The following is a 13,173-nucleotide window of genomic DNA, read 5'->3' as shown; positions in this document are numbered from 1 at the left end:
GTGCTTGAACCACTACGAATGACTATACTTTCAGACTTTTTAGTAAGTTTAGTTGAGCGGTTTGGAGTGTGACTCAAAAAAACCGAATATTAATCATTACTAATACCAATTCACTTAAAAAATATCACAAATAGTTGGTAACTGATGAAGTAAAATAATAACCTGAAATTACTGTATAGTTGAGGTTTTAAGTTCCATTAATATCACTTCTGACTTCTGATTTTTGACTTGGTGACTTTAGTGAAACGGTATAACAATTCCTCAGTTCCCTAATCCAAAATCATTCGCTGAATGTGCAATGCCTGTTAATTTTGTAGTCTTAACTCTTTATTGTAAAAATGCCAAAACTTGAACAAAGATTTGATTATGTCAAAATTGGTCTAGCTTCTCCAGAAAGAATTCGTCTCTGGGGAGAAAGAACTTTACCAAATGGTACAGTCGTCGGAGAAGTTACTAAGCCAGAAACTATTAATTACCGGACTCTCAAACCAGAGATGGATGGATTGTTTTGCGAACGCATCTTTGGCCCGGCGAAAGATTGGGAATGTCATTGTGGAAAGTATAAGCGAGTCCGACATAGAGGTATTGTTTGTGAAAGATGTGGAGTAGAAGTAACTGAGTCACGGGTGCGCCGTCACCGTATGGGATATATAAAATTAGCAGCACCAGTTACTCATGTTTGGTATCTCAAGGGTATTCCGAGTTATATGGCAATTTTGTTAGATATGCCATTGCGAGATGTAGAACAAATTGTTTACTTCAATGCTTATGTGGTATTAGATCCAGGGAATCACGAAAGTTTAAGTTATAAGCAACTGTTAACAGAGGATGTTTGGCTAGAAATTGAAGATCAAATTTATAGCGAAGATTCAACAATAGTAGGGGTTGAAGTTGGCATTGGTGCTGAAGCTCTACAAGTCTTATTACAAAATCTTGCTCTAGAGGAGGAAGCAGAAAAACTAAGGGAAGAAATTGCTAATTCTAAAGGTCAAAAACGCGCCAAATTAATCAAACGTTTGCGAGTAATTGATAATTTTGTCGCTACGGGTTCAAGACCGGAATGGATGGTTTTAGATGCTATTCCAGTTATTCCACCCGATTTACGTCCAATGGTACAGTTGGATGGTGGTCGCTTTGCAACTAGCGATTTAAACGATCTTTATCGACGAGTTATTAACCGAAATAATCGCTTGGCAAGACTGCAAGAAATTTTAGCACCAGAGATTATTATCCGTAATGAAAAACGAATGTTGCAAGAGGCAGTTGATGCTTTGATTGATAATGGTCGTCGTGGTCGTACTGTGGTAGGTGCAAACAACAGACCTCTGAAATCTTTGAGTGATATTATCGAAGGAAAACAAGGTCGTTTCCGGCAAAACTTGTTAGGTAAACGGGTTGATTATTCAGGGCGTTCGGTAATTGTTGTCGGACCGAAATTGGCAATTAATCAGTGTGGTTTACCACGAGAAATGGCGATAGAATTGTTTCAACCATTTGTAATTCATCGGTTGATTCGTCAGGGATTAGTTAATAATATTAAAGCTGCCAAAAAACTGATTCAAAGAGGAGACCCGAATGTTTGGGATGTGCTGGAGGAAGTAATAGAAGGTCATCCAGTGATGTTGAACCGGGCACCGACTTTACACAGATTAGGTATTCAAGCTTTTGAACCTATTTTAGTGGATGGTCGTGCAATTCAGTTACATCCTTTAGTTTGTCCGGCATTTAATGCTGACTTTGATGGCGACCAAATGGCGGTTCATGTGCCACTTTCTCTAGAGTCGCAAGCAGAGGCAAGATTATTGATGTTGTCATCGAATAATATTCTGTCTCCAGCGACTGGTCGTCCAATTATTACGCCTTCTCAAGATATGGTATTAGGTTGTTATTATCTGACAGCAGAAAACCATAGAGAACAAGGTGGAAAAGAACTATATTTTGCTAACTTTAATGATGTAGTTTTAGCTTATGAACAGTCTAAGCTAGGTTTACATACTTATGTATATTTGAGGTTGCCTGGTGATGTTACGGTCGAAACAGATAAACCAGAAGAAATGCCTCCCGATATCCAACAGATATCAGAAGAAGTGGCGGTTAAAAGTTATTGGATGCCATTGGATAGCAAAATATTACCTGATACTTTGGGAGAGTTGAAGTCAGAGAAAACTCTAGAAAATGGAGAGGTAGTGAAGCGTTATCACTTGTATCGGGTTCATTATACTCCACAGGGAAAAATTAAACAGGTTCATATTAAATCTCGCCAGGTGCGGGAAATAAATGGAGAAGCAGCGACACAGTTTGTGGTGACAACACCTGGTCGTATAATTCTCAATCAAACAATTCAAAGTGTTTTGTAAGGAGTCAGGAGTCAGTCCTCAGGAGTCAGGAGGGAAGAAAGAAAAAGAAACCCCGAGTAGAAGGAGAAAGTCTTTTGCTTGCCTTCTTATCCGGAAAGATATCGTACCTCAAATCAGTAACGCCATAGTTGGCAACTGATGATGTGAAAGAATAAGCTGAAATTAGTGTATAACCATTACTTTAAGTCTATAAACTTTCACTTTTGACTTCTGAGTTTTGACTTGTGACTTCCGTGAAACGGTATTAGTTGCTCCACTCAGGGAAACCTGAAAGACCGCACTAACTCACCACGTCAGCGACAGAGGTGGAAAGTGCCACAAACCAGGTCGCAAATTAGCAAACTGAGCTGACACCGCTGTTGATCGCTAACAGAAGGAAAAGGTAAGGAAGCAGAAAACAAAACTACTTACTCTTTTCTATTTCCTTGAAGAACAGTTTTTGATCTACAGCACTTTTGAGGAAGCGTGAGGTACAGTTTTCATTAATGGATAATGGATAATTGATAATTGATAATTACCTCGGGTTTTAACCGTTATTGATTGAATATAAGGAAATATCCTAGCACTTTTTTTCCCCTTAAAAGGAGAGGGTTTAAACCAGAATTATTTAATTATTAATTATTAATTATTCGGTAAAACTATTCTGATATTTCCTGTTCCCTGTTCCCTGTTCCCTAGAACAATAAAACTTTGTACCTCATCAACTCGAAAACTGCTGTAAATAAAATTAGTAAACTAATAAACAAAGGTAGAGAATAACATGATTTTTCGGAATAGAGTTGTTAATAAAGGTCAACTGAAAAAGCTAATTTCTTGGTCTTTTAATAATTATGGTACAGCCAGAACTGCACACATGGCAGATAAACTGAAAGATTTAGGATTTCGTTATGCCACAAAAGCAGGAGTTTCTATTAGTGTTGATGACTTACGAATACCTGCTTCTAAACGACAACTTTTAGATGCAGCAGAGGAAGAAATTCGTGATACAACTGACCGCTATACTAAAGGAAAAATTACTGAAGTAGAACGGTTTCAAAAAGTAATTGATACCTGGAATGTTACCAGTGAAAATCTTAAGGATGAGGTAGTCCGTAACTTTAAGGCAACAGACCCTCTGAATTCAGTTTATATGATGGCATTTTCTGGAGCGCGGGGTAATATTTCTCAGGTGCGTCAGTTAGTGGGAATGCGTGGTCTGATGGCAGATCCACAAGGGGAAATTATTGACTTGCCAATTAAGACTAATTTCCGGGAAGGTTTAACTGTAACAGAATATATTATCTCTTCCTATGGTGCGCGCAAAGGTTTGGTTGATACAGCATTGAGGACTGCGGACTCCGGTTATTTGACTCGTCGTTTAGTTGATGTTTCTCAGGATGTAATAGTTCGGGAAGCAGACTGTGGCACAAAGCGGGGAGTAACGGTGACAAGCATGAAAGATGGTGAACGCGTGTTAATTCCCGTACAAGACAGGTTATTGGGTAGAGTTGCAGGAGAAGATGTTAAACATCCAGAAACAGGAGAAATTATTAGTAGTGGTGGTATTCAAGCAGTAAGAAATCAAGTATTTACAGAAGACTTAGCTAAAGCAATAGGTAAAGCAGGTGTAGAAAAAGTATTTGTGCGATCGCCGTTGACTTGTGAATCACCTCGTTCTGTCTGTCAACAGTGCTATGGGTGGAGTTTAGCTCATGGTCATATAGTAGATATGGGAGAAGCTATTGGGATTATTGCTGCTCAGTCTATCGGCGAACCAGGTACTCAATTAACAATGCGGACATTCCATACTGGTGGTGTATTTACAGGGGAAGTAGCACGTCAGTTCACATCTCCTTTTGCAGGTATTGTCAAGTATCCATCAACTGTGCGTACCAGGTCATTCCGGACTCGTCATGGGGATGAAGCAATGATTGCAGAAAATAATTTTGACCTGACAATAGTAGGAACTAATGGCGGTCAAGAAAGTATATTCATTGCTCAAGGTTCTATTTTGATGGTGCAAAATAACCAACAAGTGTTAGCAGGAGACATTTTAGCAGAAGTACCAAAGGCAGGTCAGGTCAGAAAAACAACGGAGAAAGTTACAAAAGAAGTAGCCTCAGATTTAGCAGGGGAGGTTCTATTTGCTAAGTTGGTGCAGGAAGAAAAGGTAGATAGACAAGGAACAACAACGCGCATTGCTCAAAGAGGAGGTCTGATATGGATATTATCAGGAGAAGTTTATAATCTGCCACCAGGTGCAGAAGCAGTAATCAAAAATGCTACTACAATTAATGTTAATAGTGTAATTGCTGTGACTAAGTTGGTGACAGAGCATGGCGGTGTGGTACGAATTCCTTCTACGGAAAAAACTCAAAATATGTTGAGTGCAGGAACTCCACAGGCAACAACGGATGAGTCTGAAGGATCAGTGACTACGACTAACGTTCCTACCGAACTGCCAGTGCATACGAAAGCACAAAATAATCTACCTCGTGAGATTGAAGTCATCACTGCAAGTGTGCGACTAGACCAGGCAAAAGTTAGGATGGAAACCATTGCTAACCGAGACCAGTATATCATTGAAGCCCAAAATCATCAACGATTTGCTTTGAAAGTTACTCCTGGCAGTAAGGTTGCCAACCACGAAGTTATTGCTGAACTTTTAGAAGAAAATTATAAAACTACTACAGGTGGCATCATTAAATATGCCGGAGTAGAAGTTCTTAAACGTGGTAAAGCTAAACAAGGCTACGAGGTGACAAAAGGTGGTACACTACTATGGATTCCTGAAGAATGCCACGAAGTCAATAAAGATATATCTTTGCTATTGGTAGAAGATGGTCAATATGTAGAAGCGGGTACAGAAATAGTTAAGGATATTTTCTGTCTGTCTAATGGAGTTGTAGAAGTACACCAAAAAAATGATATTCTCAGGGAAGTGGTAATTAAACCAGGTGAACTACATAGTGGAGATTATGAAACAGATTTAGGGGATTTGACTCTAATCAATGGTCAGATTGCAATGCCAGGAAAGGAAGTGGTGCCAGGATTAATAGTCTCTGAGTTAAAGTATATTGAATATGTAGAAACTCCAGAAAACCCTGGATTATTATTACGACCTGTGACGGAATTTAATGTGCCTGATGACCCTGGTGTTCCTTCTCAAAAATCAATTAATTCTTCCATTGAGTTAAGAGCAGTACAACGCATTCCTTTTAAAGATGGGGAACGAGTTAAATCTGTAGAAGGTGTAGAATTACTGCGAACCCAGTTAGTATTAGAGATTGGAGAAGAAGCTCCTCAATTAGCTGCTGATATTGAGTTATCACCAGATCCAAAGGAAGAGGGAGTAATGCGTTTGCAGTTGGTGATTCTAGAATCTTTAGTAATTCGTCGCGATGTAACGGCAGATACAACTCATGGTAGTACAAGTACTGAACTTTTGGTTAAAGATAGGGATGTAATTGAAGCTGGAGCAGTGGTTGCTCGCACAGAAATTTTATCTAAGGAAGCTGGTGAGGTACGGGGTATTAAAGAAGGTTCGGAAGCTATTCGTCGTATTTTGATCGTCAGAGATGCTGACTTAATTAAAATACCAGTTAATACTTTGCCATCTGTAGCTCAAGGGGATTTATTAGTTGCTGGTACGGAAATTGCTCCTGGAGTATTTATTGAACACTCAGGTCTGGTTTCTAAAATTCAGAAAACAGTTGCAGATAATGGTGAAGAAGGTTATCAAGTTATCTTACGTCAAGGCCGACCTTATCGTGTTTCTGCAGGGGCGATACTGCTGACCATGGATGGAGATTTGGTACAACGAGGAGATAATTTAGTACTGTTGGTATTTGAGCGTGCTAAGACTGGGGATATTATTCAGGGTTTACCTCGAATTGAGGAACTTTTGGAGGCTCGCAAACCAAAAGAGTCTTGTATTTTAGTGAAGTATCCTGGTCAAGCTCAGGTTAAGGTTAATGAGGATAATGTGGAGGTTAGTGTGGTTTCGCCTGACGGAACAATTACAGATTATCCGATCGGTCCTGGGCAGAATGTGATTGCTTCTGATGGACAAAATGTAAATGTGGGTGAATCACTCACAGATGGACCCCGAAACCCCCATGAAATTCTGGAGATTTTCTTCAACTATTACCGCGACCATGAAAGCATTTATGAGGCTTGTTTGAGGAGTTTTGAGGCTTGTCAGCAGTTTTTGGTAGACCAAGTGCAGGCGGTTTATCAATCTCAGGGTATAGATATTTCTGATAAACATATTGAAGTAATTGTGCGTCAGATGACTGCTAAGGTGAGGATTGATGATGGTGGTGATACTACTATGTTGCCTGGAGAGTTGATAGAATTACGACAAGTGGAACAGGTGAATGAGGCTATGTCTATTACTGGTGGAGCAACAGCTCAGTATACGCCAATGTTGTTAGGGATTACAAAAGCATCCTTGAATACAGATAGCTTTATTTCGGCAGCTAGTTTCCAAGAGACTACAAGGGTCTTAACGGAGGCGGCAATTGAAGGTAAGTCTGATTGGTTAAGGGGATTGAAGGAAAATGTGATTATTGGGCGGTTGATTCCAGCAGGTACTGGTTTTAATGCTTATGAAGATGCTCTGAGTGCAGAGATTAGTCGTTTGGAACAAAGTTGGGATGAGGATGTGGATCTGATTGAGGAAGATAATTTACAAAGTGTAGTGTTAGACGATCAAACAGCACGTTCATTAGAATTAGAAAGTGGTCTGAATTTATCACCTGTGAATAATAATTTTGCAGATTCTCAAGGCATATCTCAAGATCAAAATCAATTGATAGACGATCGTATGCCTGATTTTCCTCAGATTTTAAACAATAGTGAGTCAGTTTTAGATGACTCAGATTTTGTCTCCGATAATTTTGAGTCTGATTTTCCTGGCGACCTAGAAGATGACTTAATAGATGATGATGATGATAGTGATGATGATGATGGTTTTGATGATTTTGATGAGAATACGCCAGAATTAATCTAGGGATCGGAAAGTTGGCGTTGCTGAAGCAGGTGTATGATATTAATCCTAATTACTTAGGAGTAAACCCACCCCTAACCCCTCCCAGGAGGGGAGGGGAAGTTAGGAGTCAGGAGGGAAGAAAGAATAACAAACCCCGAGTATAAGGAGAAAGTTTTTTGCTCGCCCTCTTATCCTGAATGATATCATATAGCAATGTGCGCTGGCATATTTACAAATTACAAGAGGTGTCCAATAGCTAAAAGTCTTATATTATTCCAACGGAGATGCTGCGCAAACAGATTTTTATTCTCCCTGTTGCCTGTTGCCTGTTGCCTGTTGCCTGCGCACAGCGCTATACCTCAAATTAGCAACGCCGGAAAGTTAAGTAACCTATTATCAGTATTGCTTCTGGAGAAGCTTTAGGGACGTTGAATCCAACGTCCCATTGTCGTTAATTATATCAAATCCGCTCGGGTTCGGTATAAAAAAATGTTCCATCACAGCGCCATTGCCAAATCTTTCTTGATCTCCCCACACTATGAATCTAATTACACCAATGCTACCGGATTTGATATGACTCCTGAGGAGGTCTTCCTGACTCCTCACCTCATTAGACATCTTCAGAAAAGAGGGAATAGGGAATAGGAAGAAAGAATTGATAATTTCTATACGATAATTGATTTGATTTTTTATTTTTGGAGATGTCTATTCATCGAAATTTTTCAGCAAACCCTAATTAATGTGACTGATATCGGCAATCTCCATCCCATTAATTCTGTTTCCAGAATTGCTGTATCCTGACTTTTTCTTCAATCTCCATCAGAGAGTATTTGTAGGCGAATAATTTGGTCATTGACTTCACTTAGACGGATTTCAATTACATTATTAGATAGTTTGTCTAAACACCCTAACAAGTGTCGTAAATGAGGTGTACTAGCACCAGTATCAACAAATAACCGTTCTGATAAATTACCTACTCGTTTCCAGGTGCTGTAAAGTTTAGCAGTTGTTGCTTCTAGTTGACCAGACTGTTTGACTAGATCGGCGACTACATTCAGACATTCTAATCTCAAAGCTTCTTCTAGAACCATTTCCATGTCTAATGGTGATTCATTCAATGCTTGAACTTTTGCTGCTGCATCAAGATATTTAGAAAGGTTACGAGCATCTGAGGTCAATTGCTTGACGGTATCTAATTCTGGAATTTGGACGATCTCCTCTTGAATTGCGCTCACATGAGATTCTGGTAATTTTTCCATTTCTCGCACTAGGGGAGCTAAATAACGTGGTGGCATGGAACCAGATGTGGCCTTTTCTTTTATTTCGCTGGGAAGTAAATCTGAGCTAATGGCCATCCATTCATCTGCTAGTTGTTTGACTTCTCGCCTGGTGATTCGATCGCCTTTTTTTGCTGCATCTGTCACCATTTCTTGGACTTCTGGAACTGATTTTGCTGTTTCTACAAAGGCCCGTTTACTAAAATTATTAATGGAGTCTGGGTCTAAATGTCCTTCTGCAATTAAAGTATCAGCACTATTGGCCAATTCTATCAGGGCATAAGCTTGACTCTTGCTGATTTCTCTTTCCTTGAGCCAATTTAGAAATCCGCTGCCTCGCCCATCGCCTCCTTTTTTTTCTCGGTCTCTGATGATTCTTAAGATGCGCCCCCGCCAGATTTCTGTCTGGAGGTCGAAGCGATCGCAAACTTTCCATGCTGTGTCTACTACTTTTTCAAAGTCTGAGTCTGGAATATTTTCATCTTCTGGGTCTGGTAGGTCTAAATCTAGCTCTGGAAAGTTATTGAGAGCTTCAGCAAGAGCTTCAGGAAATTGGGGAATTTCGGGCATAACGGGATAGTATTATTGCTCATAGTGCCGAAATATTATTGCATCAATTGACACTCTCACCGTTAAATCAAAAGATTATAATGGGAGATTCTTGCTTCGCAGATTCTTAACTAGGTAACAAATCAAACAAGTTGAGTTGTACCCCCGTCAGACCATCTCCACAAGCTTTTTATTTAACCGTGTGCCCCACGGCCATTAATTACTATAACTGATGCTGGATTAATTTGCAACCCCTCAATATAACTTATAGATCCCAAATGGGTTCTATTTAAAAAATATAGGGAGGTGTGGGAGGTGTGGGAAGTGTGGGAGGTGTGGGAAGCACAAGGTATCGTCTGACCCTAAGCTGCATTACCTACCCTTGTGAAGATGGGGTGCTGGGGGTGTGTAGCGAGTATTTTTCCTTTATTGCTTCTACATAAAGACCAAGGAGTAGCTCAAAATTTTTTACGCACCGCGAAGATACGGTTAGGGGTTCTATACCAGTCGAAGGAAAGGGCGCGGACAGTTCAAAAGCCTAAAACTCAGACAACGTAAGATTTTTCCAACTTCGGTCCTTCCTTCTGCTATAAATACTTGTCTTAGGGCTAAAGCCCAACTACGAGCCTAATTATAACTTTTCTACCGAATATGATATAATTGTCAGCTAATGGCTAACAACTAATAACCTATTCAGCTATTAGCTATTAGCCATTAAGTGATTAACTAATCAACTAATTTTATCTAATCATTCTCAAATCACATAATGTCAGAAATTTCCAACGTGTTTCCTTCCATTTGATCGTTTGCTTCTTCTAATTTGGCGCGAGAAGACATCACACAAATGTTACTGTGTTCCATTCCTGAACTAAACACATCTAACAAAGTTTGCTTCACATCCGCTACCGTAGCATTAAGCGATCGCTGATAACGTTCCTCTCGTACTTCAGTAGTTTGCCCTATCAAATAACGCTCTAAGGCTAAACTTGTTGCCATCTCTGGGCGTAACACTGGAGAATCATCCTGAATGGTAGCAATAATAGCTCGGTCAACATCAGTCTGAGTCCAATCTAAATCCTTGATATAATCTATCAAACCAGTAAACACCTCAAGAGTGCGACTCACATGAGGGTCTCGGTAAGAATACAAAGAAATAACCTTTCCTAACCCACTGTAAGAGCATCCAGCACCGTAAGCATTACCCTTCAAACGAATTTCACTGAATAGATAACCCAAACCTAACAAATGAGCGCCCAATGCTAACAATGGAGATTTTGGATGGCTGAAGTGAGGAGCAGGCATAGTCTGAACGCAATAAGCTACCTGTACTGGGCCTGCCAAACCTTCCCGTAGATTGTAAATAGGATCGAAGCGATTAGCAAAATTCTCTCCTGGTTGTTGCTGTTGCTGCTGACTCCACTCTGATAGGGTGTTCTTCACCACCTCATAACCATTGTCGGAACCAGTGAAACTAGCAGTTAAAGGTTGATTCGCAACATAATCGCGGATAGTTTCGACTTTAGCCATCAAATTTGCCCCATGCTCATCAAAGCGATCGCATACTTTATTCAGCAACTCTAATTGAGGCAAACCGTTAATAACTTGGCTAATTTTAGCTTCTGCTGTCATGCCAGCACTAGCTCGCAACATGGCTGTGTAGATACCATTGTAAACCAAATCAGAACTACATTGAGCCAGAGACTGATTAACAACATCTCGTAGTCTAGCTGTATCGCGAGGGTTGACTGCAAAAATCAAATCTCGCAATAAATCTAATGCTTGCTCTAGTTGTTCGTCAAGGGTTTTCAGAGTAACACGAAATCCATGTATAGGACGATAAGGGTCTTGAGCATGAGTCCGCAACTGAGTTCTAAAATTAATTCCCCCTGTATAAGAAGCAATGCGTCGGGCAATATGTTCGTAATCCATATCCCCAGCACCCAACTTCCGCAAAGCATCTATATAAGTAGGTACATACAACCACAAATCTTCAGGCAACCCCCGCAGACTAAAATCTAGTTGTAAATAGTTTACCCCATTTGCTAACACATGGTTGCGTAATAGTGTCACTCCACCATCAATCTGTTCGACATCAGTAGGAATATCATCTGGTTTTGGCGGTAAGTCGCTTACCTGTAGTTGAGGTAGTTTCGCTACTGCTTCTGGATCGTTGGGAGTTCCTGACTCTACTTCTAGTGCTTCTGCTTCGTTAGCTATATGCTCTAGCTCTTCTGGAGTCAGTTGAGAACGTACCTCTTCCACTTGTGCTGCTATTTCTTGGTCATAAGTAGATTGCCATTCTTGGTCTGGCTTCAATATTAAAGTTAAACGGTGGGGGTTGTTGAGTAACTTTTCGCGGATGAGGTTGTTGAAATAACTAGGGTTTTCAAGATAACGTTGTTTGCATTCAACGAGGCGATCGCCGATCTGCAAAAACGTTAACGGGTCGTTACCATAAATCCAAGTTTGCATCACCCGGAACAACATCCGCAAAGGATACATACTGGCAATTTCTTGATGTTGGTATGCTGCTTGTTGGAAAGCTGCTTCCACAAGATTAGGTTCAAGTTCGGTCTCTGCAAGTTCTGTGAGAGTATTAATAACTAACTGACTGAATGCTTCACCACGGTCTGGTTCGCTACCTTGAATACCGATATGAAAAGTAGTTTCTTTACCTACAGAGTCTACTCCAGACCGTAGTAAGTCTTGACCTATTTGAGACTCAACGATCGCCTTTTTTAATGGTGCCCCTTCATTTCCCAAAAGTATTCGACTGAGAATATCCAAGGCAACCCATTCATCAGAGTTGGTGCTATCTCCCACCAACCATTTGAGCATAATATAAGTTTTCTCTTCTGCCGAGTCTGCTGCACTAATAGGATAAGAATCTTCTTGGAAACGGGGTTCGCTCCATTGAGACTGAGGAGTAATGTTGATGTTGGGTTTCCGTTGTTCAAAAACATCTAACTTTTCAGCCAAAAATTTTAGATATTCTGGAGTGGCAATATTCCCATAGAATACAAAGTAAGCATTGCTAGGATGATAATAGTTGGCGTGAAACTCCCGGAAATCTTCGTAAGTTAGTTCGGGAATATTTTTCGGGTCGCCTCCGTATTCAAGGCCATAAATGTTGTCAGGAAATAGAATCCGGTTGGCAATACTATCTAACCTTTGTTCGGGGTCTGAAAAGACACCACTCATCTCATTATAGACTACTCCAGTAAATTTTAGCTCGCCTTGAGGATTTTCTGGGTCGGCAGGAGCTAGATGGTGGCCTTCCCGTTTGAATGTGTTTTCAGTCAGCAGAGGATGAAATACTGCATCAAAGTATACTTCTGCCAGGTTGAATAAGTCTTGTTTGACTTTGCTGGAGACTGGATAATAAGTACAGTCAGGTCCAGTCATAGCATTGATGAAAGTTGCCGGACTCATTTTTAGCATTTCAAAAAATGGTTCCCGTACAGGATATTTTTCTGAACCTGCTAAAACAGAATGTTCTAGAATGTGGGGTATTCCTGTACTATTTGGCGGAGGAGTAGGAAAACTAATGGAAAACAGATTTTCCGCATCTTCTGAGTAGAGGTGTAGCAATTTGGCACCAGTTTTCAGATGCTCCAGTTGATATGCCACCATCTGCTGTTGCTTGAGGGGGGTAATGGCTTTTACCTCAAAGCCTTCTAATTGTTGTCCAACTTCTAAGGTTCTTTCGCTTAATAGAGGCATAGAAAATGAATTGCTATTTTGTTTACTGTAGTTATTAGTGTAGGCTATTTCTCTAGTTCGGTTTTCTCTCTGGCCAAGGGTGGTTTTCCAGGTATAGCAGTACGTTTTGGTTAGGACAAGAAAAGGCAGTAGGCAGTAGGCAGTAGGCAGTAGAGGAAATGTCCTAACTTATCATTTTCTTTGTGGGTTTAATACCCCACCGTCTACACGGTGTTCAAAATTACTTGGGGTGAGAATCCCCATGTAATTTTCCTCCTGTCTCCTGTCTCCTGTCTCCTGTCTCCTTCTTCAATTG

4 protein-coding genes are annotated in these 13,173 nt (G+C 40.3%); 2 read left to right on the top strand and 2 right to left on the bottom strand.

The window, feature by feature from the left end; all coding sequences use genetic code 11:
• Positions 1 to 338 precede the first annotated feature (338 nt).
• Both F6K13_RS03585 and F6K13_RS03580 read left to right on the top strand, forming a co-directional pair.
• Entirely contained in the window at positions 339 to 2,357 is a 2,019-nt protein-coding gene (locus tag F6K13_RS03585) for a DNA-directed RNA polymerase subunit gamma (RefSeq protein ID WP_124155329.1), read from the top strand.
• A gap of 760 nt (positions 2,358 to 3,117) precedes the next feature.
• Positions 3,118 to 7,350 (top strand): DNA-directed RNA polymerase subunit beta', encoded by a 4,233-nt coding sequence (locus tag F6K13_RS03580; protein ID WP_124155330.1) that lies wholly within the window; start codon positions 3,118 to 3,120, stop codon positions 7,348 to 7,350.
• 788 nt (positions 7,351 to 8,138) lie between these two features.
• Here the strand turns inward: F6K13_RS03580 and F6K13_RS03575 are convergent.
• Positions 8,139 to 9,176 carry a hypothetical protein gene (locus F6K13_RS03575; RefSeq protein ID WP_124144734.1) on the bottom strand — a complete coding sequence of 346 codons (1,038 nt, stop codon included), beginning with the start codon at positions 9,174 to 9,176 and terminating at the stop codon, positions 8,139 to 8,141.
• Positions 9,177 to 9,914: 738 nt separating this feature from the next.
• Positions 9,915 to 12,878, bottom strand: a complete 2,964-nt coding sequence (locus F6K13_RS03570; protein WP_124155331.1) for an insulinase family protein — start codon at positions 12,876 to 12,878, stop codon at positions 9,915 to 9,917.
• Positions 12,879 to 13,173: the final 295 nt, after the last annotated feature.

Source organism: Okeania sp. SIO2B9 (genome assembly GCF_010672505.1).
Lineage (GTDB): Bacteria > Cyanobacteriota > Cyanobacteriia > Cyanobacteriales > Microcoleaceae > Okeania > Okeania hirsuta.
This window is presented reverse-complemented; position numbering and strand designations above follow the sequence as displayed.

What these genes read in the sequence shown, in the direction of transcription:
- F6K13_RS03585 (WP_124155329.1), top strand. Translation starts at nt 339, where the DNA reads ATGCCAAAACTTGAACAAAGATTTGATTATGTCAAAATTGGTCTAGCT.
- F6K13_RS03580 (WP_124155330.1), top strand. Translation starts at nt 3,118, where the DNA reads ATGATTTTTCGGAATAGAGTTGTTAATAAAGGTCAACTGAAAAAGCTA.
- F6K13_RS03575 (WP_124144734.1), bottom strand. Translation starts at nt 9,176, where the DNA reads ATGCCCGAAATTCCCCAATTTCCTGAAGCTCTTGCTGAAGCTCTCAAT.
- F6K13_RS03570 (WP_124155331.1), bottom strand. Translation starts at nt 12,878, where the DNA reads ATGCCTCTATTAAGCGAAAGAACCTTAGAAGTTGGACAACAATTAGAA.